The 26162-nt window shown below is 71.7% G+C and carries 26 protein-coding genes; 16 read left to right on the forward strand and 10 right to left on the reverse strand.

Annotated elements, in window-relative coordinates:
• The first annotated feature begins 12 nt into the window (after positions 1-12).
• Complete coding sequence (locus tag ACQPWZ_RS14595; RefSeq protein ID WP_433573820.1) at positions 13-1218, forward strand: cytochrome P450 family protein; 1206 nt, start codon at positions 13-15, stop codon at positions 1216-1218.
• Positions 1219-1281: 63 nt separating this feature from the next.
• On the opposite strand, the gene ACQPWZ_RS14600 is transcribed toward ACQPWZ_RS14595, so the two are convergent.
• Entirely contained in the window at positions 1282-1971 is a 690-nt protein-coding gene (locus ACQPWZ_RS14600; protein ID WP_383237488.1) for an aspartate/glutamate racemase family protein, read from the reverse strand.
• Between the two features lie 74 nt (positions 1972-2045).
• Between ACQPWZ_RS14600 and ACQPWZ_RS14605 the strand changes: the two genes are divergently transcribed.
• The gene (locus tag ACQPWZ_RS14605) at positions 2046-2912 is read left to right on the forward strand and encodes an SDR family oxidoreductase (RefSeq protein WP_433571544.1); all 867 of its coding nucleotides are present in this window, start codon (positions 2046-2048) and stop codon (positions 2910-2912) included.
• Here ACQPWZ_RS14605 and hutI read toward each other — a convergent pair.
• From hutI to hutU, 4 genes are all read right to left on the reverse strand, one after another.
• Entirely contained in the window at positions 2891-4060 is a 1170-nt protein-coding gene (gene hutI / locus ACQPWZ_RS14610) for an imidazolonepropionase (RefSeq protein WP_340473477.1), read from the reverse strand. The genes ACQPWZ_RS14605 and hutI overlap by 22 nt on opposite strands.
• A 109-nt stretch (positions 4061-4169) precedes the next feature.
• The gene (locus ACQPWZ_RS14615) at positions 4170-5507 is read right to left on the reverse strand and encodes a formimidoylglutamate deiminase (RefSeq protein WP_433571545.1); all 1338 of its coding nucleotides are present in this window, start codon (positions 5505-5507) and stop codon (positions 4170-4172) included.
• Positions 5498-6688 carry an allantoate amidohydrolase gene (locus ACQPWZ_RS14620; RefSeq protein WP_433573821.1) on the reverse strand — a complete coding sequence of 397 codons (1191 nt, stop codon included), beginning with the start codon at positions 6686-6688 and terminating at the stop codon, positions 5498-5500. Before ACQPWZ_RS14620 ends, ACQPWZ_RS14615 begins: the two co-directional genes overlap by 10 nt.
• 26 nt (positions 6689-6714) lie before the next feature.
• Positions 6715-8373 (reverse strand): urocanate hydratase, encoded by a 1659-nt coding sequence (hutU, locus tag ACQPWZ_RS14625; protein WP_340473479.1) that lies wholly within the window; start codon positions 8371-8373, stop codon positions 6715-6717.
• Positions 8374-8521: 148 nt separating this feature from the next.
• Between hutU and ACQPWZ_RS14630 the strand changes: the two genes are divergently transcribed.
• The 7 genes from ACQPWZ_RS14630 to ACQPWZ_RS14660 all read left to right on the forward strand — a co-directional run bounded on the left by ACQPWZ_RS14630 (position 8522) and on the right by ACQPWZ_RS14660 (position 14159).
• Positions 8522-9835, forward strand: coding sequence for a diaminopimelate decarboxylase (locus tag ACQPWZ_RS14630; protein WP_433571546.1), 1314 nt, complete (start codon positions 8522-8524; stop codon positions 9833-9835).
• A 54-nt stretch (positions 9836-9889) separates the two neighbouring features.
• The gene (locus ACQPWZ_RS14635; protein ID WP_356705542.1) at positions 9890-10354 is read left to right on the forward strand and encodes an SRPBCC family protein; all 465 of its coding nucleotides are present in this window, start codon (positions 9890-9892) and stop codon (positions 10352-10354) included.
• Between the two features lie 151 nt (positions 10355-10505).
• A complete protein-coding gene (locus ACQPWZ_RS14640; protein WP_433571547.1) occupies positions 10506-11870 on the forward strand; it encodes an APC family permease in 1365 nt (454 codons plus the stop codon).
• 174 nt (positions 11871-12044) lie between these two features.
• The gene (locus ACQPWZ_RS14645) at positions 12045-12491 is read left to right on the forward strand and encodes a hypothetical protein (RefSeq protein WP_356705540.1); all 447 of its coding nucleotides are present in this window, start codon (positions 12045-12047) and stop codon (positions 12489-12491) included.
• Positions 12492-12508: 17 nt separating this feature from the next.
• The gene (locus tag ACQPWZ_RS14650) at positions 12509-13261 is read left to right on the forward strand and encodes a transcriptional regulator (protein ID WP_433573822.1); all 753 of its coding nucleotides are present in this window, start codon (positions 12509-12511) and stop codon (positions 13259-13261) included.
• 37 nt (positions 13262-13298) lie between these two features.
• Positions 13299-13727: a roadblock/LC7 domain-containing protein gene (locus ACQPWZ_RS14655; protein ID WP_340473486.1), complete on the forward strand. Its 429-nt coding sequence runs from the start codon at positions 13299-13301 to the stop codon at positions 13725-13727.
• Positions 13728-13784: 57 nt separating this feature from the next.
• Positions 13785-14159: a hypothetical protein gene (locus ACQPWZ_RS14660; protein ID WP_313945921.1), complete on the forward strand. Its 375-nt coding sequence runs from the start codon at positions 13785-13787 to the stop codon at positions 14157-14159.
• A 35-nt stretch (positions 14160-14194) separates the two neighbouring features.
• Here the strand turns inward: ACQPWZ_RS14660 and ACQPWZ_RS14665 are convergent, their stop codons facing one another.
• The 3 genes from ACQPWZ_RS14665 to ACQPWZ_RS14675 form a co-directional block, all read right to left on the reverse strand.
• The gene (locus ACQPWZ_RS14665) at positions 14195-14755 is read right to left on the reverse strand and encodes a hypothetical protein (RefSeq protein ID WP_433571548.1); all 561 of its coding nucleotides are present in this window, start codon (positions 14753-14755) and stop codon (positions 14195-14197) included.
• Between the two features lie 159 nt (positions 14756-14914).
• Positions 14915-15751, reverse strand: a complete 837-nt coding sequence (locus ACQPWZ_RS14670; RefSeq protein WP_313945919.1) for a MurR/RpiR family transcriptional regulator — start codon at positions 15749-15751, stop codon at positions 14915-14917.
• Positions 15748-17253: an aromatic amino acid ammonia-lyase gene (locus ACQPWZ_RS14675; RefSeq protein WP_340477878.1), complete on the reverse strand. Its 1506-nt coding sequence runs from the start codon at positions 17251-17253 to the stop codon at positions 15748-15750. The genes ACQPWZ_RS14670 and ACQPWZ_RS14675 overlap by 4 nt, the downstream gene beginning before the upstream one ends.
• A gap of 142 nt (positions 17254-17395) precedes the next feature.
• On the opposite strand from ACQPWZ_RS14675, the gene ACQPWZ_RS14680 reads away from it, so the two are divergent.
• Genes ACQPWZ_RS14680 through ACQPWZ_RS14705 form a run of 6 tightly spaced genes read left to right on the forward strand, consistent with a single transcriptional unit; the run spans position 17396 to position 22590 of the window.
• Positions 17396-18448 (forward strand): ABC transporter ATP-binding protein, encoded by a 1053-nt coding sequence (locus ACQPWZ_RS14680; protein ID WP_340473488.1) that lies wholly within the window; start codon positions 17396-17398, stop codon positions 18446-18448.
• Complete coding sequence (locus ACQPWZ_RS14685) at positions 18445-19089, forward strand: ABC transporter permease (RefSeq protein WP_313945917.1); 645 nt, start codon at positions 18445-18447, stop codon at positions 19087-19089. Before ACQPWZ_RS14680 ends, ACQPWZ_RS14685 begins: the two co-directional genes overlap by 4 nt.
• Position 19090: 1 nt before the next feature.
• Positions 19091-19753 carry an ABC transporter permease gene (locus ACQPWZ_RS14690; RefSeq protein WP_433571549.1) on the forward strand — a complete coding sequence of 221 codons (663 nt, stop codon included), beginning with the start codon at positions 19091-19093 and terminating at the stop codon, positions 19751-19753.
• Positions 19754-19762: 9 nt separating this feature from the next.
• The gene (locus ACQPWZ_RS14695; RefSeq protein WP_356705534.1) at positions 19763-20704 is read left to right on the forward strand and encodes an ABC transporter substrate-binding protein; all 942 of its coding nucleotides are present in this window, start codon (positions 19763-19765) and stop codon (positions 20702-20704) included.
• 3 nt (positions 20705-20707) lie between these two features.
• Positions 20708-22153: a purine-cytosine permease family protein gene (locus ACQPWZ_RS14700; protein WP_433571550.1), complete on the forward strand. Its 1446-nt coding sequence runs from the start codon at positions 20708-20710 to the stop codon at positions 22151-22153.
• 11 nt (positions 22154-22164) lie between these two features.
• Positions 22165-22590 (forward strand): hypothetical protein, encoded by a 426-nt coding sequence (locus ACQPWZ_RS14705; RefSeq protein ID WP_433571551.1) that lies wholly within the window; start codon positions 22165-22167, stop codon positions 22588-22590.
• 33 nt (positions 22591-22623) lie between these two features.
• Here the strand turns inward: ACQPWZ_RS14705 and ACQPWZ_RS14710 are convergent, their stop codons facing one another.
• Positions 22624-23382, reverse strand: coding sequence for an SDR family oxidoreductase (locus ACQPWZ_RS14710; RefSeq protein ID WP_433571552.1), 759 nt, complete (start codon positions 23380-23382; stop codon positions 22624-22626).
• A 157-nt stretch (positions 23383-23539) separates the two neighbouring features.
• Here ACQPWZ_RS14710 and ACQPWZ_RS14715 point away from each other — a divergent pair, with 157 nt between their 5' ends.
• Positions 23540-24370, forward strand: coding sequence for a helix-turn-helix transcriptional regulator (locus ACQPWZ_RS14715; RefSeq protein WP_340473494.1), 831 nt, complete (start codon positions 23540-23542; stop codon positions 24368-24370).
• Between the two features lie 311 nt (positions 24371-24681).
• Here ACQPWZ_RS14715 and ACQPWZ_RS14720 read toward each other — a convergent pair whose 3' ends face one another.
• On the reverse strand, positions 24682-26070 hold the full coding sequence (locus tag ACQPWZ_RS14720; RefSeq protein WP_340473495.1) for a cystathionine beta-synthase: 1389 nt from the start codon (positions 26068-26070) through the stop codon (positions 24682-24684).
• Positions 26071-26162: the final 92 nt, after the last annotated feature.

The raw sequence follows: 26162 nt of genomic DNA on the forward strand, positions 1-26162 counted from the left end.
ACGCCGCACCGCATGGACCCGGCCGGTGGCTGCCCGCACGCGGCCAACGCCCGTCTGCTCGCCGAGAACGCGGTGGCCGAGGTCGTCCTGCCCGGCGACGTCCCGGCCATGGCCGTCCTGGGGCACGAGGCACTCAGGGAATTCCTCGCCCGGCCCGACGTCGCCAAGGGGGCCGCGCACTTCGCCGCGCTCCAGGCCGGTGAGATACCCGACGGCTGGCCGCTGAAGACCTTCGCCACCGTGCAGGGGATGACCACCGCCGACGGTGACGACCACCGCAGGCTGCGGTCGCTGGTGAGCAAGGCGTTCACCGCCCGCCGGGTGGAGGCGCTGCGGCCGCGGATCGCCACGGTGACCGCCGAACTGCTCGACGGCCTCGCCGCCGCGGCCGCGGCGGGCGGCGGAGTCGCCGACCTGCGCACGCACTTCGCGCTGCCGCTGCCGATGGGCGTGATCTGCGAACTCCTCGGTGTGGACGCCGAGCACCAGGACCGGCTGCACCATCTGTCGAACCAGGTCGTGAGCACGTCCATCGGTCCCGAGGAGGCGATGGCCGCGAACCGCGAGATGGTGGAACTCCTCGCCACGGTGGCCGCGACCCGGATGCAGGACCCCGGAACCGATCTGACCAGTGCGCTGATCGCGGCCCGCGAGGAGGACGGCGACCGGCTCAGCCGCCAGGAGCTGATCGGCACCCTGCTGCTGATGATCATCGCGGGTCACGAGACCACGCTGAACCTGATCACCAACGCCGTCCGCGCCCTGTGCACCCACCGCGACCAGCTGGAGCTGGCGCAGTCCGGCAAGGCGAGCTGGGCGGACGTGGTGGAGGAGACGCTGCGCTGGGACAGCCCGGTCAGTTTCTTCCCGTTCCGCTATCCCACCCGCGACATCACGCTGGACGGGACCGTGATCCCCCAGGGCACGCCGGTGCTGGCCGGGTACTCGGCGGCCGGCCGGGACACGGCCGCGCACGGGCCGGACGCCGACCGCTTCGACATCACCCGTACCGCCGCGACCCGTCATCTGTCGCTGGGCCACGGCGCGCACTACTGCCTGGGAGCGCCGCTGGCCCGGATGGAGGCGACGATCGCGCTGGAGCAGCTGTTCACCCGCTTCCCGCAGCTGGACCTCGCGGTGCCCGACGACGAACTGCCGCGCCACGCCAGCTTCGTGGGCAACAGCGTGCAGAAGCTGCCGGTGCGGCCGGGGGGCTGACACGGCGGGTCCGGGGCGCGGTTCCAGCGGGTACGGCAGCCCGGGCGGCCCTCGCGCTCCGGCTCAGCGCAGCGCCGCGTCCACCGCGGCCTGCGCGTGCAGCCGGGTCGTCGGGAACACCGGCACCGGGCTGTCCCCGGCCCCGATCAGCAGCTCGATCTCGGTACAGCCGAGGATGACGCCCTCCGCGCCCGCCGCGACCAGTGCGGCGATGACCTCCTGGTACGCGGTACGGGACTCCTCGCGTACGACACCGAGGCAGAGTTCCTCGTAGATCACCCGGTGCACCAGGGCGCGCCCTTCGGCGTCCGGGACGATGACGTCGAGCCCGTGCCCGGCCAGCCGGTCGCGGTAGAAGTCCTGCTCCATGGTGAAGGCGGTGCCGAGCAGCCCGACCCGGCCGAGGCCCGCGGCCCGTACGGCGTCGGCGGTGGCGTCTCCCAGGTGCAGCAGCGGGACGGAAACGGCCGCCTCGACCTGACCCGCGACCTTGTGCATGGTGTTGGTGCAGATCAGCAGCAGTTCGGCGCCCGCGGCCTCCAGCCCCTTCGCGGCGTCGGCGAGGAGTTCGCCGGCCCGCTCCCACTCCCCCGCGGCCTGGAGTTCCTCGATGTCGGCGAAGTCGACGGAGTGCAGTACGCACCGGGCGGAGTGCAGGCCGCCGAGCCTCTCGCGTACGAACTCGTTGAGAAGCCGGTAGTACTCCGCGCTGGATTCCCAGCTCATGCCGCCGATCAGTCCGATGGTCCTCATCGCTTCACTGTGCCAGCCCGGCGGGCGGCGGGGCGAGCTGCGGCCCCCGGCCGGGGTGACCGACACTGGAGGGCATGTCTGAGGTCATCGCCGTCACCGGAGCCGGCGGCCGCATCGGCGGCCGTGTCGCACGTCGTCTCGCCGAACAGGGTGCCGCCGTGCGGCTGTTGGGACGGGATCCGGCACGGCTGCCACGGATCGCGGGGTCCTCTCTCGCGCCGGGTGCCCCGTACGGGGACGGCGAGGCGATGCGCGGGGCGTGCGAGGGCACGGGAACCCTCTTCCTCGTCTCCGCGCACGAGGCGCGGGACCGGGTGCGGGAGCACACCACCGCCGTCGACGCGGCCGTCGCCGCGGGGGTCGGCCGGATCGTGTACGTGTCCTTCCTCGGCGCCTCGCCGGACGCCACGTTCACCTTCGCCCGCGACCACTGGCACACCGAGGAGCACATCCGGGCCTCGGGCGTGCGGTACACCTTCCTGCGCGACAGCTTCTATCTGCTCGCACTGGCGTCGATGACCGGGGCGGACGGGGTGATCCGCGGGCCGGCGGGTGAGGGGCGGGTCTCGGCCGTCGCCCACGACGACATCGCGGACTCGGCGGTGAGCGTGCTGCTCGGGGAGGGCCACGACGGCCGGACGTACGACATCACCGGACCGGCGGCCCTCTCGCTGACCGAGGTGGCCGCCGAGCTGAGCCGCGTCACCGGCCGCACGGTCCGCTACGAGAACGAGACCCGGCAGCAGGCCTACGCCTCACGTGCCGGATACGGCGCCGAGGACTGGGAGGTGACCGGCTGGGTCACCTCCTACGAGGCGATCGCGAACGGGGAGATGGCCGAGGTCTCCGACGCGGTCCCGGAACTGACCGGGCGTCCCGCGCAGGGCCTCGCACGCTACCTGGCCGAGAACCCGGACGCCTACCGGCACCTGACGCCCTGACGCCACACGTCGCTCACCAGCGGCACGCCGGGACGGTAGGCGAGATGGACGTGGCTGGGCGCGTCGAGCAGGGCGATGTCCGCGCGGGCGCCGGGGGCGATCCGGCCGATGTCGCTGCGGCGCAGGGCGGCCGCGCCGCCCGCGGTCGCCGACCAGATCGCCTCGTCCGGGGTCATCCCCATGTCGCGTACGGCGAGGGCGATGCAGAACGGCATGGACGAGGTGAAGGACGAGCCGGGGTTGCAGTCGGTGGACAGCGCCACGGTGGCTCCGGCGTCGAGCAGCCGGCGCGCGTCGGGCCACACGGCCCGGGTCGAGAACTCCGCACCGGGCAGCAGCGTGGCGACCGTGCCGCCGTTCGCGAGCGCGTCGACGTCCGCGTCCGTGAGATGGGTGCAGTGGTCGGCGCTGGCCGCGTCGAGTTCGACGGCGAGCTGGACCCCGGGGCCGAAGCTGAGCTGGTTGGCGTGCACGCGGGGGATGAGGCCCTTCGCCCGGCCCGCGGTGAGGATCGCGCGCGCCTGGTCGCCGTCGAACGCGCCCTTCTCGCAGAAGACGTCGATCCAGCGGGCGTGGGGCGCACAGGCGTCGAGCATCTCTCCGGTGACCAGGTCGACGTAGCCAGCGGGGTCGTCGGCGTAGTCGGGCGAGACGATGTGCGCGCCGAGGTAGGTGACCTCCTCGGTGTGCTGCGCGGCGATGCGCAGGGCGCGGGCCTCGTCGTGCGTGGTGAGGCCGTAGCCGGACTTGGTCTCGAAGGTGGTCGTGCCCTGCCGCAGGGCCTCGTCGAGATAGCGGGTCAGATTCGCCTCGAGGGCGGCGTCGCTCGCGGCGCGGGTGGCGGCGACGGTGGTCCGGATGCCGCCGGCGGAGTAGGCGCGGCCGGACATGCGGGCGTTGAACTCCGCGGTGCGGTCGCCCCCGAAGACGAGGTGGGAGTGGGAGTCGACGAACCCGGGGATCACGGCGCGGCCGCCGGCGTCGAAGGCCTCGTCGGCGGCGGGGGCGTCCGCGGCCGCTCCGACCCAGGCGATGCGGTCGCCGTCGATGACGACGGCGGCGTCGAGGACGAGGCCGAGGGGGGTGGCGTCGCCCTGGGCGGGGTCGTTGGTGACGAGGCTGCCGATGTTGGTGACGAGCGTGCTCATGGGTTCCTCTCGGGTCGTTCCGTACCGGGGCGCATCCGGGCCCCGCGCCTGCGGCGCCGACGGCCGCGCCTCGAAGCCTCAGGCCTGCAAGGCTTCAGGCCTTCCGGCCTCAGGCCCTCAGCCCGGTGATCGCTTCCGCCAGGGCCGATGCCACGTCCGGAACCAGTGTGTGGGTGCCGGAGCGCACCACATGACGGCCCGCGACCACCGTGTCCCGCACATCCGCCGAGGTCGCGGCGAACACCGCCGTCTCCGCCGCCAGCCGCGCCACCGGGCCCGCCGTGCGGACCGAGTCCAGTGCCACGGTCGTGAAGTCGGCGAGCGCGCCGGTCTCCAGGCGCCCCGCCTCCTCCCAGCCCAGTGCCGCGTGCCCGTCACCGGTCGCGGCCCGCAGCAGCGCCGCCGCCGTCCAGTGGCCCCGGGTCCGGGTCCGCAGACGTTCGTTCAGCTCCATCGCCCGCGCCTCCTCCAGCAGGTCGATCACCGCATGGCTGTCGCTGCCGAGCGAGAGCGGTGATCCGGCGCGCTGGAGGGCGGCGGCCGGGCCGATACCGTCGGCGAGGTCGCGTTCGGTGGTCGGGCACATACAGGTTCCCGTGCCGGTGGAGCCGATCAGCGCGATGTCCTCGTCCGTCAGATGGGTGTTGTGCACGCCCGTCGTCCGGGGGCCGAGTACGCCGTGGTCGGCGAGCAGCCGGGTCGGGGTGACGCCGTGCGCCGCGCGGCAGGCGTCGTTCTCGGCCGTCTGCTCGGAGAGATGGACGTGCAGCGGGGCCCGCCGGGCGGATGCCCAGGCGGCGACGGTCTCGAGCTGCGCCGCCGGAACCGCCCGCACGGAGTGGACGGCCGCGCCGATCCGCACCTGGTCGCTGTCCTTGAGCAGCGCGGCACGCTCCGCCCACGCGTCCGCGGTCCTGTCGGAGAAGCGGAGCTGGTGGGCGTCGGGCGCCTTGCCGAAGCCGGACGACAGATAGGCCGTGTCGAGGAGGGTGATGCGGATACCCGCGTCCGCGGCCGCCGCGATCAGGGCCTCGCCCATGGCGTTGGGGTCCGCGTACGGAACTCCGCCGGGCCCATGGTGCAGATAGTGGAACTCACCCACCGCGGTGATCCCCGCCAGCGCCATCTCCGCGTACACCGCCCGCGCCAGCGCGTGGTACGTCTCCGGGGTCAGCCGGGACGACACCTGGTACATCACCTCGCGCCAGGTCCAGAACGTGCCGGAGCCGACCTGGACGGTGCCACGCAGCGCCCGGTGGAAGGCGTGCGAGTGCGTGTTGGCGAGGCCCGGCAGCGTCAGTCCGCCCAGCGCCACGGCGCCGGGCTCCGGTGCCTCGACGCCGGTGCGGACGGCCAGGATCCGGCCGTCCTGCACGTCCAGTGCCACACCCGGTTCGACATAGCTGTCCAGCCAGGCGTGTTCGGCCCAGTACGTCGTCAGCGGCACGCGAGACCCTCCAGTACGTCGGCGAGCGCCAGTACCCCGGCCACACAGTCGTCCTCGGCCGCGAACTCGGCCGGGGAGTGCGAGACACCCGTGGGGTTCCGTACGAACAGCATGGCGGTCGGGACCGAGCCGGAGAGGATTCCGGCGTCGTGTCCCGCGCCCGTGCCGAGGACGGGCACCCGTCCGCCGAGGATCCGGTTCAGCTCGTCGCGCAGGGCGTGCTCGAACTCGACGACCGGCGTGAAGGACTCCCGGACGACGGTGAGGTCGACGCCGTCGCGCTGGGCGCGCTCCTTGGCGGCCTGCTCGACCGCGGCGACGACGGTGTCGAGGGTGGCCTGGTCGGCGGCGCGTGAGTCCAGCCAGCCGCGCACCAGTGAGGGGATGGCGTTGACGCCGTTCGGCTCGACGGAGATCTTGCCGAAGGTGGCGACCGCACCGGTGAGTTCCGCCTCGCGGCGGGCGGCGAGGACGGTCTCCGCGTACGTCAGCATCGGGTCGCGACGGTCCACGAGGCGGGTGGTGCCGGCGTGGTTCGCCTCGCCGTGGAAGTCGAACCGCCAGCGGCCGTGCGGCCAGATGGCGGAGGCGATGCCCACCGCGTCGCCGGACAGGTCGAGCGCGCGGCCCTGTTCGACGTGCAGCTCGATGAACGCCCCGATCCGGGCGAGCCGCTCCGGGTCGGGCCCGATCGTGTCGGGGTCGTACCCCGCCGCCTCCATGGCCTCGGGCAGCGAGACGCCGTCGCCGTCCCGGAGCTGATACGCCTTCTCCTTGGTCAGCTGCCCGGCGCTGAGCCGGGAGCCGACGCAGGCGAGGCCGAAGCGGGCGCCCTCCTCGTCACCGAAGTTGGTGACGGCGAGGGGCCTGGTGAACTCCGCTCCCCTGCGACGGAGTTCATCGAGCGCGGCGAAGGAGGACACCACACCGAGGGGGCCGTCGAAGGCGCCGCCGTCGGGGACGGAGTCGAGGTGCGAGCCCGTCACGACGGCGTTGCCGGCCCCGGGGTCGCCGTGCCAGGCCCACTGGTTGCCGTTGCGGTCGGTCTCGTAGGCGAGGCCGCGGGCCTCGGCCTGCTCCTGGAACCAGGTCCGGCAGTCGGCGTCGGCCCCGGTCCACGCGTGGCGCCGGTACCCCTTGGTCTCCGCGTGCCGCCCCACGGGTGCGAGCTCGGCCCACATCGAGTGGAACGAGCCACCGGCGTCGCTCACGACTCCTCCCGCATCGGGACGCGGACGCCCTTGTCGTCGGCGACGGACTCGGCGATGTCGTAGCCCGCGTCGACGTGCCGGATGACGCCCATGCCCGGGTCGTTCGTCAGCACGCGGCGGATCTTCTCGCCCGCGAGCTTGGTGCCGTCGGCCACCGAGACCTGGCCGGCGTGGATGGAGCGGCCCATGCCGACACCGCCGCCGTGGTGGATGGAGACCCAGGACGCACCGGAGGCGACGTTGACCATCGCGTTCAGCAGCGGCCAGTCCGCGATGGCGTCCGAGCCGTCGAGCATGGCCTCGGTCTCGCGGTACGGGGACGCCACCGAGCCGCAGTCCAGGTGGTCGCGGCCGATCGCGAGGGGGGCGGCCAGCTCGCCGCTCGCCACCATGTCGTTGAACCGCTCGCCGGCGCGGTCCCGCTCGCCGTAGCCGAGCCAGCAGATACGGGCCGGGAGGCCCTGGAAGTGGACCCGCTCGCCGGCCATCTTGATCCAGCGGTGCAGCGACTCGTTCTCGGGGAAGAGTTCGAGCATCGCCTTGTCGGTCTTGTGGATGTCCGAGGCCTCGCCGGACAGGGCCGCCCAGCGGAACGGGCCCCTGCCCTCGCAGAACAGCGGCCGGATGTAGGCGGGCACGAAGCCGGGGAAGTCGAACGCTCGGTCGTAACCGGCCAGTTGGGCCTCACCGCGGATGGAGTTGCCGTAGTCGAAGACCTCGGCCCCGGCGTCCATGAAGCCGACCATCGCCTCGACGTGCCGGGCCATGGACTCCCGCGCGCGCTGGGTGAAGTCGGCGGGCTTCTCGGCGGCGTAGGAGGCCATGTCGTCGAAGTCGACGCCGAGCGGCAGATACGCCAGCGGGTCGTGCGCCGAGGTCTGGTCGGTCACGATGTCGATGGGCGCTCCCTCGGCGAGCATCCGCGGCAGCAGCTCCGCCGCGTTGCCGAGGAGGCCGATGGAGAGCGGGCGGCGGGCGTCCCGCGCCTCGGTCGCCAGCTGGAGCGCGTGCTCCAGGGAGTCGGCGCGCACGTCCAGGTAGCGGTGCTCGATACGGCGGTCGATGGCGCGCGGGTCGACGTCGATGCAGATCGCGACGCCGTCGTTCATGGTCACGGCGAGCGGCTGGGCGCCGCCCATGCCGCCGAGGCCGGCGGTGAGGGTGATCGTCCCGGCGAGTGTGCCGCCGAACTTCTTGGCCGCGACCGCGGCGAAGGTCTCGTACGTGCCCTGGAGGATGCCCTGGGTGCCGATGTAGATCCAGGAGCCGGCCGTCATCTGGCCGTACATCGTGAGGCCGAGGGACTCCAGGCGCCGGAACTCCTCCCAGTTCGCCCAGTCGCCGACCAGATTGGAGTTGGCGATGAGCACGCGCGGGGCCCACTCGTGCGTCTGCATGACGCCGACGGGGCGGCCGGACTGGACGAGCATCGTCTCGTCCTGCTTGAGCGTCCGCAGCGTGCGCACCATGGCGTCGTAGGAGCGCCAGTCACGGGCGGCCTTGCCGGTGCCGCCGTAGACGACGAGCTTGTCGGGGTGCTCGGCGACCTCGGGGTCGAGGTTGTTCTGCAGCATGCGGAGGGCGGCTTCCTGCTGCCATCCCAGGGCGCTCAGTTCCGTACCGCGCGGTGCCCGTACGGGGCGGGGTCCTGACATGGCGATGCCTCCTCGCGACTGCGACTGCGACTGCGACTGCGACTACGGGTGCGACGGTGAATGTTGCCGCATCTATTCACATCCTGGAGGTCTGAATAGTCTTAGTCAACAGCTGCACCCGGTCCCGCCGGATGATTGGCTGGCACACATGTCTTCCGAACGCCGGGACCGAGCCGTACGAGCAGCCGTCGAGCAGGGCCTTCTCACCGAGGAGCAACCCGTCGCGGCCCTCCTCGACGTGGCCGGGATCCGCACCTGTGCCGCCGCCCTGCGGGACGCCTTCGCCGCCGTGACCGACGCGCCCGTGCTGCACGCCTTCGCCGTGAAGGCCGCGCCCCTCGTGCCGGTGCTGGCGCTGCTCGACGACGAGGGCATCGGGGCGGAGGTCGCGAGCCCGGGCGAGCTGGCGCTGGCCCGGGCCGCGGGTGTGCGCCCCGAACGCATCGTGCTCGACTCCCCCGCCAAGACCCCAGGCGAGCTGCGCGAGGCCCTCGCCCTCGGCATCGCGGTCAACGCCGACAACCCCCAGGAGCTCGCGCGCATCGACGCCCTCGTGCGGTCGGCGCCCAGCACGTCGCCGGTCGGACTGCGCATCAACCCCCAGGTTGGCTCAGGAGCCATCGAAGCGCTCTCCACCGCCACGGCGACCTCGAAGTTCGGCGTCGCGCTGCGGGACGAGGGCGCCCGCGAGAGCGTCGTCCGGGCGTATCTCGACCGGCCCTGGCTGACCCGGCTGCACACGCACACGGGCTCGCAGGGCGTACCGCTGGCGCTGATGGCGGAGGGCGTCGCGGCGGCGTACGACCTCGCCGAGGAGATCAACCGGGCCGCCGGCCGGCAGCAGATCGACACCCTGGACATCGGCGGCGGGCTTCCGGTCAACTTCGCCTCCGACGACCAGACCCCGTCCTTCGCCGAGTACGCACAACTGCTCCGGGAGCGGGTGCCGGGGCTGCTCGACGGCCGCTACGGCCTGGTGACCGAGTTCGGCCGGTCGCTGCTCGCCAAGCACGGGCTGATCCTGGCCCGCGTGGAGTACACCAAGACCTCGGGCGGGCGGCCCGTCGCGGTCACGCACGCCGGCGTGCAGGTCGCCACCCGTACCGTCTACGACCCGGCGTCCTGGCCGCTGCGCATCGAGGCCTACGACGCCAAGGGGCGGCCCCGGACGGGTGAGAGCGTCGTGCAGGACGTCGCGGGACCGGCGTGTTTCGCGGGGGACCTGCTGGCCGAGGCCCGGGCGCTGCCGCCGCTGGAGCAGGGCGATGTGATCGCCGCGCTCGACACCGGCGCGTACTACTTCTCCAACCATTACGGCTACAACAGCCTGCCGCGGCCCGGGGTGCACGGGTACACCACCGCCCCGGACGACACGGTGCGGTTCTCGGTCGTACGGGCTCCCCAGACCATGGCCGAGATCGTCGCCGAGTCGGGCGGCGCACAGCCGGACGCCCTGCTGTAGCCCGTGGCGAGCGGCCGGGGGGCGATTGTCGTACCCGGCTGCTTTCCTGTGAGCATGGCCAACACGAGTGTTGTCGTCGAGCGCAGGATCGCGGCCCCGCCGGCCGCTGTCTGGGACGCCCTGACGGATCTGGAGAACGCGCCGAAGGTGCTGAGCGGTGTGGACGCGGTGGAGGTGCTCTCCCCCGGCCCGTTCGGCGTCGGCACCCGCTGGCGCGAGACCCGGCGCATGATGGGCAAGCAGGCGACCGAGGAGATCTACGTGACGGCCAGCGAGCCGCCCGCCCGCTATGTGGCGGAGGCGGACTCGCAGGGCGCGCACTACGTCTCGGAGTTCCTGCTGCGGGCGGAGGGTCCGGACGCGACGCAGGTGCGGATGACCTTCAGCGCCGAGCCGCCCGGCGGGTTCGCCGGCCTGCTGGCCAAGGTTCTCGGTCCGCTCGGCGCGCGGGCGGTGGCCAAGGCGATCGGGAAGGACCTCGACGACGTGGCGGCCGCGGTGGAGGGCCGCAGCACCTGATCCGGGGCGCGGCCTCTTCCCCGGCAGAAGGCGCGTCCTCCCCCGGACAGGGCGGACTCTCCCCCGGACAGGCGTGATCGGCGCCCCGGAGGCATCACCCGCGCCGGACCGGGCACACCTCATCCCACACCGAACTCCGGGGGAGGCTGCCGTGACCACCGAAACGCCCCAGGCTTCCGAGGCTCCGGGCGGAGACAGTCCGCTCAAGCGAGCCATCGGGCCCAAGCTGCTGATCCTCTTCGTGATCGGCGACATCCTGGGCACCGGCATCTACGCCACGACCGGCAAGGTCGCCGGCAAGGTCGGCGGTGCGCTGTGGCTGCCGTTCGTCATCGGGTTCGTCGTCGCGATCCTCACGGCAGCGTCGTACGTCGAGCTCGTCGGCAAGTACCCGAAGGCCGCCGGAGCCGCGCTCTACACCCAGAAGGCGTTCAAGGTCCCGTTCCTGACCTTCATCATCGCCTTCATGGTGATGTGCTCCGGACTGTCGTCCGCGAGCGCGGCGGCCCGGGCGTTCAGCGGGGACTACTTCCAGGAGTTCACCGACGCCATCCCGGCCACCCTGATCGCCATCCTCTTCATCCTCGCGCTGGCCGCGCTCAATCTGCGCGGTGTGTCGGAGTCGGTGAAGACCAATGTCGTGCTCACCATCGTGGAGCTGACCGGCCTGATGGTCATTCTCGCGATCGGCGCCTCGGCGGTGCTGTCCGGCGAGGGCGACGCCTCCCGGCTGACCGAGTTCCAGGCGACCGGCACGGGATACGCGCTGATCACCAGCGTGCTCGGCGCCACGGCCCTCGGCTTCTTCGCGTTCGTCGGCTTCGAGGACTCGGTCAACATGGCCGAGGAGACCAAGGACCCCGTGCGCACCTTCCCCAAGGCGATCTTCATCGGTGTCGGCGTCACGGGCACGATCTACGTCCTGGTCGCGCTGGCGTCCTCGCTGCTGGTCGACTACAAGACACTGGAGAAGTCCAGCGGCCCCCTGCTGGAGGTGGTCAAGGCCGGCGGCCAGGACTTCCCGCCCAAACTCTTCGCCCTGATCGCGCTGTTCGCGGTCACCAACTCCGCGCTGATCAACATCATGATGGCCTCGCGGCTCTGTTACGGCATGGCCAACGAACGCATCCTGCCGCGGGCGATGGCCAAGGTTCTGCCCAAGCGCCGTACGCCGGTCGTCGGCATCGTCTTCGTCTCGGCGCTGGCGATCGGACTGGTGTCGACGGGCGAGATCGAAGGGCTCGGCGACACCACGGCGTTCCTGCTGCTGTGTGTCTTCGCGGTGGTCAACGTGGCCGTTCTGGTGCTGCGCAAGGACCCCGTCGAGCACTCCCACTTCCGCGCCCCCACCGTGCTGCCGGTACTCGGTGCGATCACCTCGCTGATCCTGGCCAGCCCATTGGCCGACCGTGACGCCGAGGTCTACATCCGGGCGGGCGTGCTGGTCGCGATCGGCATCGGGCTCTGGGCGCTCAACAAGCTCGTGATGAAGGCGGGCGGCGAGGACACCGCCTGATCCGTACGGCTGCCGACGGCATTGTCTGTCGTTCGAAGCGCGGACCTTATCGGGACGGGGGCATGTTCCGATGGAAAATGCCCCAACTCCCCCCGACAGTAGCCACGTTGCGTAACCTCCCCGTCACTGGCGCACAACAGTGCGCGGAACGCCGAGGCGGGGAGGGGAGTCGGCGTGCCCGGAATCGACGAGTGCCTGCTGGAAGCCATGCTGGTGCCCGGTGCGCGCGGGGCGTCCATCGTGGACTGGATCAGCGGGCTCGCGCTCGGCACCGTCGGTGAGGCGGCCGGCCCTGATCACGAGACCACCGCGGCCGAGACGGCCGAAGTGGCCCGCATGGCCACCGAGTACACCGCTGTCGTCGCCCAGGAGCCCAGCATGCTCGGCGGCGACGGCGGACGGGATCTCGAGGGCGGCGGCACGGAGCCGCCCAAGGACGACGGGCTGGTCGTCGAGGACCTCATCGTCACCACCCGCACCTGCTATCACCTGGTGCGGTTCGTGGACACCACCGTCGACAGCAGCGTCTTCCTCCATCTGTGGCTCGACCGGGACCTGGGCAATCTCGCACTGGCCCGCATCCGTCTCCAGCACCTCGCGGAAGGGCTGGTGCTCGGATGAGAGCGGCCGTGTCCCCGATGCTCGTCAGACTCGCGGACGAGCGCGCCACCGGCGTTCTCGTCCGTGACCATGGGGTGCTCTATCTGGCCGACGGCCAGGTCGTGCACGCCGAGAGCCCCGAAGCGCCCGGCATCGACGTCCTGTTGACGGCGAGCGGCCGGCTGCGGCCGGACAACTGGGCCGAGGCGGTCGCCCGGGCGGGCGCGCGGCACGAGGTCGCCCGCTTCCTCGTCGACAGCGGGCAGGTACCCGGGGGCGAGCTGGAGATCTGCCATCTCGCCGCCGTGTTCGACGCCGCCTTCTTCGCGCTCGCGCCGACCAGCGGCCCGACCCGGTTCCGCTACGGGGTGGTCCACTGGATCGGCCGGGTGCGGCCGGTGCCCACCCGGGTCGTCGAACGGGAGGCCCGGCGGCGGTCGACGCTGCTGAACGCCGTGTGGCCGCACCCGGCGGTCGACACGGCGCCGGTGGCACGCAGCCGGCACCTCACGGGACGGACGGTCAGCCCCCGGCGGCGGTCGCTGCTGGACCTGGCCGACGGCGTACGGACCCCGTCCGCCATCGCCCGGGAACTGGGCCGTCCCGCCTTCAACACCCTCATCGAGATACGGCGGCTGGCCGCCGAGGGACTCATCGGCACACCGGAGGAGTCCGCGGCAGCCGCAGCCCCGCCCGTCAACGCCGTGCGGACGGGGGTCCAGGAGCCGTCCTCGGCACTGGACTCCGCCATGCTCCGCCGGCTCCGTGACGCCCTGGAGGCCACGCTGTGACGCCCCGCTCCGCCCACCAGGTCCATTGCTGCACGTCATGAGGCGCGCGATGAGGCTGCGCGCAGAAAGGAGACAGCTCATGACGGCCAGGGCGGATGTGCTCGCCGAACTGAAGCGGCTGCGCCTGCGGGTGCCACAGCTGACGGGCGCACTCGCCGCCACCGCGGACGGTCTCGTGCTGGCGTCCGACACCGCCGACGCGGAGAGCGTCGCCGCACTCACCGCCGCCGCACTCGGTGTCGGCGTGCGGCTGACCGAGGCCACCGGACAGGGGAGCTTCTGCGAGCTGCTGGTCCGGGGCGACCGGGGGTACGTCGCGACCTACGCGGCGGGCTCCTCGGCCGTCCTCACCCTCCTGGCCGAGCCACGCATCAACGTGGGACGGCTCCATCTCGAGGCCCGCCGTTCCGGCGTTCGCGTCGGCGAGCTGGTCGACGGCGCCCTCGAACGACCGGAGAACACCTGACCCATGACCGACACACCATCACGCACACCCAGCAGACGGAAAGGAAGTGCGCATCTCATGGCCAACACCGAACGCGCCCTCAAGGAAGCCACCACTGTCATCGAGGGCGCCATCGGCGCCGCACTCGTCGACTACACCAGCGGAATGGCGCTGGGCACGGTCGGCGGCGGAAAGGACCTGGACCTCTCGGTCGCCGCCGCCGGCAACACCGATGTGGTGCGCGCCAAGGTGCGCACCATGGAGCAGCTCGGACTCAAGGACGGCATCGAGGACATCCTGATCACCCTCGGTACGCAGTACCACCTGATCCGGCTGATGAAGGGCCGGGGAACGAACGGCCTGTTCCTCTACCTGGCACTCGACAAGGAGCGGTCGAACCTCGCCATGGCCCGCCACCAGCTGAAGAAGATCGAGGCGGAGCTGGAACTCTGACCGGCCGCGGCGCCGCCGTCCGCCCCCGTGGGCGGTCAGCGGCGCCGCGCCCCTCCGGGCGCGGCGTCCCCCGCCGCGATACCGGTGCTCCGAAATCCCTTGACCGGCCTGCCGACCGGGCCCCTGGCGGTCCAGTCGGAACGCAGCCACAGCAGTGTCCCGGCCCGGCTCTCCCGGTGGCCCAGCCACCAGGCCTTGGCCCACAGACCGGCCCCCGCGCCCGCCAGCACGGCGCCACCCGCGGCGGGCAGCGCGAACGAGATGGCGACGGCGACGACGAAGGCCCCGAGCAACTGCCACCGGTGCGCGCGTCGCCAGGCCCGCACGGTCACCCGGCGGTCCTGGAGGTAGTCGGTGCGCCCGGCGCGGGTGGCGGCCTCGGCGAAGTGTACGTACCGCCTCCGCCGCACGACGGCGACCGCGGCGGCCGTGACGATGCACAGCGCCGCCCCGGCGAGCACCCCGATCCGGCGTCCGGTGAGCCCCGGCACCAGGAGTCCGATACCGGCGGCGAACACCCCCAGCCACCACAGGGGCGCCGCCCCGGCCCGTACGACCACCGCCACCCTCACCAGCGACTGCGCCCCGCGCCCCACGTCCGGTCCCCTTCCGCGAATCCCGGGCGGATGCCCTTCGGGCGCGGAGATCAGCGGCGGATTCTGAAGGCAGCGTGAGAACGGCCCGGGCGGTGTCGCACCCGGCCGGCCGGTGTCCTGCTCACAGAACCGGTGCCGGTCCTGCTCCGCCGGCCGGCGCTACTCCACGAACAGTCCGCGGGCCGCCGCACGCCCGTCGAACTCCTCCAACCGCGCCTGCGCGTCCGGCAGGTCGTCGCACATCGCCTCCAGCAGCACCCGGCCGAGCAGCATCGGCGCGCAGGCGGTGTCGAAGGCCAGGCCCGTGCCGACCGCGGCGGGGATCAGCAGGTCGCTGTGCGCGGCGACGGGGGCGAAGGCGGAGTCGGCGACGGTGACGACGGTCAGACCCGCCGAGCGGGCGTACGCCAGTGCCTCGACGACCTCCTTGGGATGCCGGGGCAGCGCGAAGCACAGCAGCGCGCTCGCGCCCGCGCGGCGGGCGGAGTCGATGCGGTCGGCGAGCATGGTGCCGCCCTCGTCGAGGAGGCGTACGTCGGGGTGGACCTTGCCGGCGAAGTAGGCGAAGCCGCGGGCCTGCGAGGACGCGGCCCGCAGACCGAGAACGGGCAGCGGGCGGGAGGCGGCGAGCAGCCGGCCCGCGCGCTCGACCGGCGAGGGGTCGGCGAGCAGGTCGGAGAGATGGCGCAGGTTCTCGATCTCGGCCTGCACCGCCTGCTGGTACTCGTTGAGGCCGTCCTCGGCCTCCTCGCTCTCCGCGGGCGCCACCTCCCGCAGGTGCTTGCGCAGCGCCGGGTAGCCGTCGAAGCCGAGGGCGACGGCGAAGCGGGTGACGGACGGCTGGCTGACGCCCGCGAGTTCGGCGAGTTCGACGCTGGACAGGAACGGCACGTCGCCCGCCCGGCGCACCATGCTGTGGGCGATCCGCCGCTGGGTGGGGGTGAGCCGGTGCCCCTCGAAGAGCTGCTGCAGTCGTGCGGCAGGGCTGTCGCTCATGCCGTCCCCCTCATGAGATCCGTCATCAGGTCCGTGAACCGGTCGAGCAGCGCGGCGGCCGCCGTCACATCGTCGGTCAGCGGCCGGTCGGCGAGCTCCTCGTCCAGGACGGACTCGGCGAGCTCGTAGGCCATCCCCACCGGGAGCTCCGGGTCGGGCCGCAGCCCGCGCTGGCGCAACGCGCGTACCGCGGCGACGAGTTCACAGCCGACCACGAGCCGGTAGGCGGCGCCCGTGCGCAGCGTCTGACGCGATGCCAGCGACGCGAAGCTGGCCTGCTCCTCGACGCCACGGGACAGTACCGCGTGGCCCAGCGACGCGGGGGCGGAGTACGCCCGCAGATCGCCGAGGGCGGCCCCGGCCGCGTACTCGAGGATCATCACGCCGGAACTCGCGGCCTCCGCGTCGGCGAGGAACGGCCGCAGCCGGGTGAACCCGGGCTCGTTGAGTGCGGAGAGCCGGGAGGTGGAGAGCCGGGCCGTCTGGGTGAGCGCCAGCCTGAAGTGGTCCAGGTCCAGGGCGAGTTGGGCCATGTAGAAACCGCCGTGGTGATAGGCGGCCATGTCCGTGGGGCAGATCAGCGGGTTCTCGGCGGCCGCGTTGATCTCCACCGCGAGGGTCCGCTCCAGCGCGTCGGCGGCGTCCTCGGCGGGGCCGTGGATCTGCGGCAGACAGCGGAATCCGTACGGGTCCTGGATGCGGCCGAGCGGCGGGGTGGGCCGCTCGGGTGCGCCGAGCAGTCGGCGCATCCTGGTCGCGACGGCGTAGGTGCCGGGGTGCGGGCGCGCCGCGTGCACGGGCTCGGCGACCGCCTCGTAGGAGCCGTCGACGGCCAGCAGTGAGAGCCCGGCGACGAGTTCGGTGGCGCGGACGAGGGCGCGCAGTTCGCCGAGGGCGAGGGCGGACTGGCCGAGCGTCAGGGCGTTGGAGCTGATGAGCGCCAGGGCGTCGTTGTTGTCGAGGGCCTGCGCCTGCGGAGGCGTACCGCCCCGCCAGGGGTGTTCGCCGGCGAGGGCGAGACCCATCTGCGAGAGGGCCGCGATGTCACCGGTGCCGACCGAGCCGAACTCGTTGACGACCGGGTACGCCCCCGACTCCAGGGCCTCGCACAGCGCGGTGACGACGCCGGGCCGCAGCCCCGCGCCGCCCGCGAGCAGTTGGTTGGCGCGGACGGCGAGCATGGCACGGACCTCGCGGGCGGGCAGTTCGTCGCCGATCGCTCCGGCGTGGGAGCGCAGCAGTCGCAGGCCGTGGCCGGCCGCCGCGTCGGAGGGCACGGCCTCGTTCCGGTTGGCGCCGACGCCGGTGGAACGGCCGTAGACCCTGCCGGACGCGGCCAGCTCGCGGGCGGCGTCCCAGGCGACCTCGACGCGCTTCATCGCTTCGGAACCGGGTACGGGACGGGCCGCGCCGTCGGCCAGCCGGACGATGTCCGCGACCGGGAGGCTCTGTCCGTCGAGGACCACGATGCCGGTGGGTGAGTCCACCATGTGGGACGACATCATGCGCGAAACCCTCCTTTTCCGGACGGTCTGTCTTGCCTCGCGAGCATCCGTACCCAGCGATTTACCCCGAGGCATTGACAACTTATTCAGACACCGAGAACTCTGCATGACTATATGCAGCCCGGGCAAGGGACGACTGATGATCAAATTCGATGCAGTGAACAAGCGGTTCCCCAACGGCACCACTGCAGTCCACGACCTCACTCTGGAGATGCCGGACGGCGGGATCACCGTCCTCGTCGGATCCTCCGGATGCGGTAAGACCACGACCCTGCGCATGATCAACCGGATGGTCGACCCGACATCCGGCACCATCCACGTCGGCGGCAAGGACGTCCTCGCACAGGACGCGGCGGAACTGCGCCGCTCCATCGGCTACGTCATCCAGCAGTCGGGCCTGTTCCCGCACCGCACGATCATCGACAACATCGCGACGGTCCCGCTGCTGCTCGGCTGGGGCCGCAAGAAGGCCCGCGCCCGCGCCGCGGAACTGCTGGAGACGGTCGGCCTCGCGCCCGAGACCGCCAAGCGCTACCCGCACCAGCTCTCCGGCGGCCAGCAGCAGCGTGTCGGCGTGGCGCGGGCCCTCGCGGCCGACCCGCCCGTCCTGCTGATGGACGAGCCCTTCGGCGCGGTCGACCCGGTCGTCCGCACCCAGCTCCAGGACGAACTGCTGCGTCTCCAGCAGGAGCTCAGCAAGACGATCGTCTTCGTCACGCACGACATCGACGAGGCCGTGCGCCTCGGCGACCGCATAGCCGTGTTCCGCACGGGCGGTCATCTGGTGCAGTGCGCGACCCCGGCCGAACTGCTGGCCCGTCCGGCGGACGACTTCGTGGCGGACTTCCTGGGCGCCGAGCGGGGCCTGAAGCTGCTGTCGCTGAGCACCCTCGCGGAGGTGCCGCAGAGCCCCCTTCCGCAGACCGGCCGCTGGGAGCTCGCCCTCGACGAGGCCCGCGTCCCGCTCGGCTGGCGCGACACGGCCACCGACTCGTCCGACGCGGACCTCCTCCCGGTCCGTCCGCTGCGCGACACGGACTCCCTGCTCTCCGCGCTGAACGAGTCGGTGGCCTCGCCCGCCGGCCTGGTCGCCCGGGTCGACGCGGACGGCGTGCTCACCGGCGTCACCTCGCGCGAGGACATCCACGAGCGGGCCGGCTCGGCCCACTCCGCGGCCCGGGTGGCCGTATGACCGTCGACTGGTCGTGGATCTCCGACCATGCCGGCGACCTCACCACGCTGAGCGTCTCCCATCTCCAGGCCGCTCTGAGCGCGGTGCTCCTGGGGCTGGTCATCTCGCTCCCGCTCGCGGTGCTCGCCCATCGCGTCCGCCCGCTGCGCGGCTTCCTGCTCGGGATGTCGAACGTCCTGTTCACGATCCCGTCGATCGCCGTGTTCGTGCTGCTCCTGCCGGTCTCCGGGCTCACCCGCACCACCACCGTGATCGGGCTGACGATCTACACCCTCGTCGTCCTCCTGCGGAACACCGTCGAGGGCCTCGACGCCGTTCCCGCCCGCACCAAGGAGGCCGCCAAGGCCATGGGCACCCGCCCGCTGCGGACCCTGTTCACCGTCGAACTCCCGCTGGCGCTGCCGGTGATCATGGCCGGAGTGCGGATCGCCACCGTCATGTCCATCTCGCTCGTCAGCGTCGCCACCTACATCGGCGACGGCGGCCTCGGCCAGCTCTTCACCGACGGATTCCAGCGCAACTTCCCGACCCCCGTGGTCGCCGGAGTGGTCCTCACCCTCCTCCTCGCGCTGATCGCGGACGCGCTGCTCGTCGCCGTGCAGTACGTCCTCACCCCCTGGACCAGGAAGGGCAGGGCCTGAGATGTACGAGCTCATCAAGGACCTCGGCTCCTGGCTGACCAGCGGCGCCCAGTGGTCCGGCAGCGACGGGATCGCCCACCGGCTCGTCGAGCACCTCCAGTACTCGCTGCTCGCGACGCTGATCGCCGCCGTGATAGCCCTGCCGGTCGGCCTGTTGATCGGGCACACCGGCCGCGGCGCGTTCCTCGCCATCAACCTCTCGTCGTTCGGGCGGGCGCTGCCCACCGTCGGCCTGGTGGTGCTGGTCTTCCTCGCCAGCGGCCTGTCCATGACGCCGGTGTACGTGGCGCTGGTCGCCCTCGCGATCCCGTCCATCGTCACCAACACCTACGCCGGCATGTCCGCGGTCGACCCCGAGGTCCGGGACGCCGCCCGCGGCCAGGGCATGCGCGGCCACCAGGTGCTGCTCCAGGTGGAGGTACCGCTGGCGATGCCGCTGATCATGACGGGGCTGCGGCTCGCCCTGATCCAGGTGGTGGCCACGGCCACCATCGCCGCGTACGTCAGCTTCGGCGGACTGGGCCGGTACGTCTTCGACGGCCTCGCCCAGCGCGACCTCGTCCAGGTGCTCGGCGGAGCCGTCCTCGTCGCGGTCGTCGCCGTCGTGCTCGACCTGGCGCTCGCCGGCCTCCAGCGCGTCCTCTTCAGCAACCGCCCCGCGTAAGGACTTCCCATGAACCGACGCACCCTGCTCGGCGGTCTGCTGGCCGCCGCATCCGTCCCCGCGCTCGCGTCGTGCAGCAGCGGCATCACCTCGCTCGAGGGCGAGGGCGGCTCGCTGTCCGGCGGCGGATCCAGCAAGGACGGTGTCACCATCGGCACCGCCAACTTCACCGAGAACCAGATACTCGGCTTCCTGTACGCCGCCGCCCTGAAGGCGGCCGGTGTCAAGGCGACCGTCCGCCCCAACCTCGGCACCCGCGAGATCCTCATCCCCGCGCTGCGCGGCGGCGACATCGATCTGCTGCCGGAGTACCAGGGCGCGCTGCTGCACTACCTCGACCCCAAGGCCACGGCCACCGAGGAGGGCGAGATGCAGAACGCGCTCGCCGTCGTCCTCCCCCAGGGCCTCCAGATCCTCCCGTACGGCCTGGCCGAGGACTCCGACGCCTTCGCCGTCACCCGCGAGACGGCGCAGAAGTACGGGCTCACCTCGCTCGGCGACCTCGCCAAGAAGAACGGCGAACTCGTCATCGGCGCGGCCCCCGAGGTCAAGAAGCGGGTCGTCGGCGTCGTCGGCCTGAAGGACATGTACGGCGTGGAGTTCAAGGAGTTCAAGTCCCTGGACTCCTCCGGGCCGCTGGTCAAGGGCGCGCTGAAGAAGGGCGATGTCGACGTCGCCAACCTCTTCACCACGGACACCGACATCAAGGCCGAGGGCTGGGTCGTGCTCTCCGACCCCAAGAACCTGATTCCCGGTCAGCACGTCGTCCCGCTGATCGCCGACCGCAAGGCGGACTCGCGCGTACGCAAGGCGCTGGCCCGGCTCGGCGCCGTCCTGACGACCGAGCAGCTCACCGAGCTCAACCGGCTGGTGGACAAGGACAAGAAGGACCCGGAGGACGTCGCGAACGACTGGGCCCGACAGCACGGAATCACGAAGAAGGGCAGCTGAACCATGGCAGGCCTCGTCGAAGTACGGTCCATCGATGTCGTTCCCGACAGCGAGCGGCACGGCACCGCCTTCTCCCAGTTCACTCTCTGGCTCGGCGCGAACCTCCAGATCACCGCCGTGGTCACGGGTGCGCTCGCCGTCGTCTTCGGCGGTGGCGCCTTCTGGTCGGTCGTCGGCCTCGCGGTGGGCAATCTGCTCGGCGGCGCGGTGATGGCCCTGCACTCGGCGCAGGGACCCCGGCTCGGCCTGCCGCAGATGATCCAGTCCCGGGCGCAGTTCGGCGTGAAGGGCGCGATCATCCCGCTGCTGCTGGTGATCGTGATGTACGTCGGCTTCTTCGCCAGCGGCAGCGTGCTGGCCGGCCAGGCGGTCGGCGAGCTCACGCATCTCGGCGAGACGCCCGGCATCGTGATCTTCGCGCTGGTGACCGCGGTGACGGCGGCGATCGGCTACCGCGTCATCCATGTCCTCGGCCGGGTCGCGAGCGTCGTGTGCGCGCTCGCCTTCGTCTACCTCGGCATCCGGCTGCTGGAGCGGATCGACCTCGGCACGGTCCTGGCCGACCGGGCCTTCGACCTGCCGATGTTCCTGCTGGCGGTCTCGCTCTCGGCGTCCTGGCAGCTGGCCTTCGGTCCGTACGTCGCCGACTACTCCCGCTATCTGCCGCGGCACACGAGCGCCCGCGCCACGTTCTGGTGGACGCTGTCCGGATCGGCCATCGGTTCGCAGTGGTCGATGGTCTTCGGCGTGCTGGTCGCCGCGACCGCCGGGGACGCCTTCCTCGGGGGCCAGGTCAGCTATGTCGTGGCCCTCGGCGGCACCGGCCTGATCGCCTCGTTCCTGTACTTCGTCATCGCGCTCGGCAAGCTGACGATCAATGTGCTGAACACCTACGGCGGCTTCATGTCGATGGTGACCAGCATCAGCGGCTTCCGCGGCCAGAAGACGCTGTCGCCGCGCGGCCGGGCGCTCTACATCGCCGCCATCATGATCGCCGGCACGGTCGTCGCCCTGCTCGGCAAGGACAGCTTCCTCACCTCGTTCAAGGACTTCCTGCTCTTCCTGCTGACCTTCTTCACGCCCTGGTCGGCGATCAACCTGGTCGACTACTACCTGATCTCGCGCGAGCGCTACGACATCCCGGCGCTCGCCGATCCGCACGGCCGCTACGGGGCCTGGCGCGTGGACGCCCTCGCCGTGTACGGCGTGGGTCTGCTGGCCCAACTGCCGTTCCTCGTCACGCACTTCTACACCGGCCCGCTGGTGGAGCCGCTGGGCGGTGCGGACATCTCCTGGATGGTGGGGCTCGTGGTGCCGGCGCTGCTGTACTGGCTGATCGCGCGCCGCCGCACCGCACACATCCCCGAGCGGACGATCCTCGCCCCCCAGGTAACCCCACCCGAAAACAGTGGGGCTACCCCCACTGACGCGACGGCCGGGCACCCGTAGCGTGAACGGCTATGGAAGCCCGTGACCCTGAGCTCGAGAAAGAGCTCGACGCCACCCTGCACGCCCGCCGTGAGCTGGGCGAAGAATACGATTCAGCGCTCGTCGAATCCTTCCTGGAGAAGGTCGAACAGCGCCTGGACGGCACGGTGGACCGCCGTGTACGCCGGCAGCTCGCCGAGCAGCAGATGGTGGTCGCCCGCGGCACCCGGCCGCCGCAGCAGCCTGCCGACCCGAACTTCGGCGAGCGCTTCGGCTTCGGGATCATTTCGATGATCCTCGCGATCCCGCTCTCGGCGATCGGTGTCGTCAACGCCGATCTGCCGGGGCTGATCGTCGCCTGGGGCGGCATCGTCGGCGTCAACGCCGTCCACGCCGCCAAGGGCTGGCCGTGGCTGCGGCACAAGACGCCGGAGAAGACCTCCGACTGGGAGGGCTGAGGCCCGGCGATCGTGTGCCGCCGGGCCACGGCCTCACTGCCGGGTCGGCAGCACGATCGCCTGCCGCAGGTTGACGTGCCGCGGACGGCTCGTGGTGTACGCGATCAGGTCGGCGACGTCCTCGGACGTCAGCAGTCCGACCGCGTCGAGCATGCTGTCCAGCTGCCCGGTCAGTTCCGGGTTGTCGATGTGGTCCCGCAGCTCCGACTCGGTGAACCCGGGCTCGACGTTCGTGACGCGTACATCGCGCGGGCCGAGTTCGGCGCGCAGCGACTGGGAGAGATGGGTGAGCGCCGCCTTGGTCGCCCCGTACACCGCGTAGTTGGGGAAGACGACGTGCGCGCCGATCGAGGAGATGTTGACCAGGTCGGCGCTGCGGCCGTCGGCGGCCGCAGCCAGCAGGTCCCCGGTGAACGCCCTGATCAGCCGGAGCGCGCCGGTCACATTGGTGTCGGTCATCCGCTGCCATTCGTCGGCGCGGCCGTCGTCGACGGGGTTCGGCAGCATGACGCCGGCGGCGTTGACGAGCAGGTCGGCCGGGCCGTACGCGCTGTGGATCCGCTGCACGGCGGCTGCCACCGACTCCTCGTCGGTGACATCGGCGGTGACGGCCAGCGCGTGGCCGCCGTCGGCGGTGATCTTCGCGGCCAGTTCACCGAGCCGTTCGGTGCGGCGGGCCAGCAGCGCCACCCGGGCGCCGTGGGCGGCGAGCAGCACGGCGGTCGCGGCACCGATGCCGCTGGCCGCCCCGGTGACGACGGCGGTACGGCCGGAGAGGCTGTCGTAGGTCATGTCGTTCGCTCCTGTACGGACTGCGGGTCCCGGTGGGACCCGTCCGGTGGTGGACATCCACCACCCTCCGCGCCGGCCGCCCCTCCACCCAGGGCTGCGCTCTTCCTGGGTCTGCCAGTACCAGGCTCCGCGCCGGCCTCTGCCCTACCGTTGAGGCATGGACGGTGACCTCGGAGACTTCCTGCGCTCGCGCCGCGCCCGCATCCAGCCGGAGGAGCTCGGCCTCACCCCGTACGGCAGGAGGCGCGTTCCCGGCCTGCGCCGCGAGGAGGTCGCCCAGCTCGCGGGTGTCAGCGTCGACTACTACATCCGGTTGGAACAGGGGCGCGGCCCCATGGTGTCCGACGCCGTCCTGGACTCGATCGCCCGCGTGCTGCGGCTGGACGCCACTGAGCAGGCACACCTCAAGGACGTCGCCCGGCCGAAGAAGCGCAGCACCCCGACGCCCTCCCAGCGGGTGCGCCCGGGGCTGCGGCTGCTGCTGGACACCCTCTCCACCGCGCCCGCGTTCGTCTTCGGCCGCCGGATGGACGTCCTCGCGTGGAACGCGCTCGGTGACGCGATGATCGGTTACGCGGACATGAGCCCGCGCGAGCGCAACGTCCCCCGCCAGGTCTTCCTGGACCCGGCCGCGCGGGATGTGTACACGGACTGGGAGGCGGTGGCCGCCGAGGTGGTCGGCTATCTGCGCCTGGACGCGGGCCGCCATCCCGACGACGAAGAACTCAGCGCGCTGGTGGGCGAGTTGTCGGTGAAGAGCGAGCACTTCCGCAGGCTGTGGGCGGACCACCAGGTCAAGGAGAAGACGCATGGCGTCAAGCTCGTCTCGCATCCCGTGGTGGGCGAGCTGACGCTGCCGTACGAGACCCTCACGCTGCCCGGCGACCCGGACCAACTGCTCGTCGTCTACACGCCGGAACCCGGATCGCCCACGGCGGAGCGTCTGTCGGTGCTGGCGAGCTGGACGGCTTCCTCGCTGCACAAGTGAGCCCGGACGGCGCCACGCGGGCGCCGGGAAAGAGTGTGCGCGGGGACCGCCTCACCCCCGGCAGGGCCGGGGGGCGGGACGACGACGGTCCCCGCGTGGGACACGGTCCCGGGTCAGGGCCGGTCGCCGCGTCCGGGGCGTCTGGGAGTCCGGGAGCCGCTCCGGAGTTCTTCGACGCCGCCTGTGCGCCGGCCTGGTTCCCTGCCCGGGAACCCTGCCGACACCCATGACTGTGACGGACGCGTGTTAAGCAGGTGCTGCGCGTACGTGACGTGCGCGTACCGTTTGCGCGAAGCCCCTTCCCCGCGCTGCTACTTGCCGCCGCCGGCGAGGAAGGCCAGCAGGTCCTGACGGCTCACCACGCCCATCGGCTTGCCCTCGACCAGCACGATCGCGGCGTCCGCGGCTCCGAGCACGGTCATCAGGTCGCCGACCGGCTCGCCCGAGCCGACCTGCGGCAGCGGGTCGCTCATGTGCTTCTCCAGCGGGTCGCTCAGCGCGGCACGCTGGGTGAACAGAGCGGCCAGCAGTTCGCGCTCCACGACCGAACCGATGACCTCGGCGGCCATCACATCGGGGTGGCCCGCGCCCGGCTTCACGATCGGCATCTGCGACACGCCGTACTCGCGCAGCACCTCGATGGCCTCGCCGACGGTCTCCTCCGGGTGCATGTGCACCAGGCTGGGGATCTTGCCGCCTTCCTTGTGCCGCAGCACATCGGCGACCCGCGCGGCGTGGCCGGCCTCCTCCAGGAAGCCGTAGTCGGCCATCCACTCGTCGTTGAAGATCTTGGAGAGATAGCCGCGACCGCTGTCCGGCAGCAGAACGACCACCACATCGTCGGGGCCGAGGCCCTCCGCGACGCGCAGCGCGGCGACGACCGCCATGCCGCAGGAGCCGCCGACGAGCAGGCCCTCCTCCTTGGCGAGACGGCGGGTCATCTGGAAGGAGTCCTTGTCGGACACGGCGACGATCTCGTCGGTCACGGTCCGGTCGTACGCCGTCGGCCAGAAGTCCTCACCGACACCCTCCGTCAGATACGGACGCCCGGAACCGCCCGAGTAGACCGAGCCCTCGGGGTCCGCGCCGATGATCCGCACACCGTTGTCGCTGGCCTCCTTGAGGTAGCGGCCGGTGCCCGAGATGGTGCCGCCGGTGCCGACGCCCGCGACGAAATGGGTGATCTTCCCGTCCGTCTGGTCCCAGAGTTCGGGACCGGTCGTCTCGTAGTGCGAGCGCGGGTTGTTCGGGTTGGAGTACTGGTCAGGCTTCCAGGCACCCGGCGTCTCCCGCACCAGACGGTCGGAGACGTTGTAGTACGAGTCGGGGTGCTCGGGGTCGACCGCGGTGGGGCAGACCACGACCTCGGCGCCGTACGCACGGAGCACGTTGATCTTGTCGGTGGACACCTTGTCCGGGCAGACGAAGATGCACTTGTAGCCCTTCTGCTGGGCCACGATCGCCAGGCCCACGCCCGTGTTGCCACTGGTCGGCTCCACGATCGTGCCGCCGGGCTGAAGCGCTCCGCTCTCCTCGGCCGCCTCGATCATGCGCACGGCGATGCGGTCCTTCACCGAACCGCCCGGGTTGAAGTACTCGACCTTGGCCAGGACCGTCGCCTGGATGCCCGCGGTCACGCTGTTCAGCTTCACCAGCGGGGTATTGCCGACAAGACTGATCATCGAGTCATGGATGCGCACAATGTTCTCCGGGATCTCCGTAGTGATGCGGCCAGGGTATGCGGACCGGCGCGGGATTGGGCGACGGCCGCTACGGGGCAGTTAGCTGATGA

Source organism: Streptomyces sp. CA-251247 (genome assembly GCF_050952975.1).
GTDB classification, from domain to species: Bacteria; Actinomycetota; Actinomycetes; order Streptomycetales; family Streptomycetaceae; genus Streptomyces; species Streptomyces achmelvichensis.

Excerpts from the sequence above, each read along its gene's own strand:
- ACQPWZ_RS14595 (WP_433573820.1), top strand. The coding sequence starts at position 13 with ATGGACCCGGCCGGTGGCTGCCCGCACGCGGCCAACGCCCGTCTGCTC.
- ACQPWZ_RS14600 (WP_383237488.1), bottom strand. The coding sequence starts at position 1,971 with ATGAGGACCATCGGACTGATCGGCGGCATGAGCTGGGAATCCAGCGCG.
- ACQPWZ_RS14605 (WP_433571544.1), top strand. The coding sequence starts at position 2,046 with ATGTCTGAGGTCATCGCCGTCACCGGAGCCGGCGGCCGCATCGGCGGC.
- hutI (WP_340473477.1), bottom strand. The coding sequence starts at position 4,060 with ATGAGCACGCTCGTCACCAACATCGGCAGCCTCGTCACCAACGACCCC.
- ACQPWZ_RS14620 (WP_433573821.1), bottom strand. The coding sequence starts at position 6,688 with ATGTGGGCCGAGCTCGCACCCGTGGGGCGGCACGCGGAGACCAAGGGG.
- hutU (WP_340473479.1), bottom strand. The coding sequence starts at position 8,373 with ATGTCAGGACCCCGCCCCGTACGGGCACCGCGCGGTACGGAACTGAGC.
- ACQPWZ_RS14630 (WP_433571546.1), top strand. The coding sequence starts at position 8,522 with ATGTCTTCCGAACGCCGGGACCGAGCCGTACGAGCAGCCGTCGAGCAG.
- ACQPWZ_RS14635 (WP_356705542.1), top strand. The coding sequence starts at position 9,890 with ATGGCCAACACGAGTGTTGTCGTCGAGCGCAGGATCGCGGCCCCGCCG.
- ACQPWZ_RS14650 (WP_433573822.1), top strand. The coding sequence starts at position 12,509 with ATGCTCGTCAGACTCGCGGACGAGCGCGCCACCGGCGTTCTCGTCCGT.
- ACQPWZ_RS14655 (WP_340473486.1), top strand. The coding sequence starts at position 13,299 with ATGAGGCGCGCGATGAGGCTGCGCGCAGAAAGGAGACAGCTCATGACG.
- ACQPWZ_RS14660 (WP_313945921.1), top strand. The coding sequence starts at position 13,785 with ATGGCCAACACCGAACGCGCCCTCAAGGAAGCCACCACTGTCATCGAG.
- ACQPWZ_RS14670 (WP_313945919.1), bottom strand. The coding sequence starts at position 15,751 with ATGAGCGACAGCCCTGCCGCACGACTGCAGCAGCTCTTCGAGGGGCAC.
- ACQPWZ_RS14675 (WP_340477878.1), bottom strand. The coding sequence starts at position 17,253 with ATGTCGTCCCACATGGTGGACTCACCCACCGGCATCGTGGTCCTCGAC.
- ACQPWZ_RS14680 (WP_340473488.1), top strand. The coding sequence starts at position 17,396 with ATGATCAAATTCGATGCAGTGAACAAGCGGTTCCCCAACGGCACCACT.
- ACQPWZ_RS14685 (WP_313945917.1), top strand. The coding sequence starts at position 18,445 with ATGACCGTCGACTGGTCGTGGATCTCCGACCATGCCGGCGACCTCACC.
- ACQPWZ_RS14690 (WP_433571549.1), top strand. The coding sequence starts at position 19,091 with ATGTACGAGCTCATCAAGGACCTCGGCTCCTGGCTGACCAGCGGCGCC.
- ACQPWZ_RS14695 (WP_356705534.1), top strand. The coding sequence starts at position 19,763 with ATGAACCGACGCACCCTGCTCGGCGGTCTGCTGGCCGCCGCATCCGTC.
- ACQPWZ_RS14700 (WP_433571550.1), top strand. The coding sequence starts at position 20,708 with ATGGCAGGCCTCGTCGAAGTACGGTCCATCGATGTCGTTCCCGACAGC.
- ACQPWZ_RS14705 (WP_433571551.1), top strand. The coding sequence starts at position 22,165 with ATGGAAGCCCGTGACCCTGAGCTCGAGAAAGAGCTCGACGCCACCCTG.
- ACQPWZ_RS14710 (WP_433571552.1), bottom strand. The coding sequence starts at position 23,382 with ATGACCTACGACAGCCTCTCCGGCCGTACCGCCGTCGTCACCGGGGCG.
- ACQPWZ_RS14715 (WP_340473494.1), top strand. The coding sequence starts at position 23,540 with ATGGACGGTGACCTCGGAGACTTCCTGCGCTCGCGCCGCGCCCGCATC.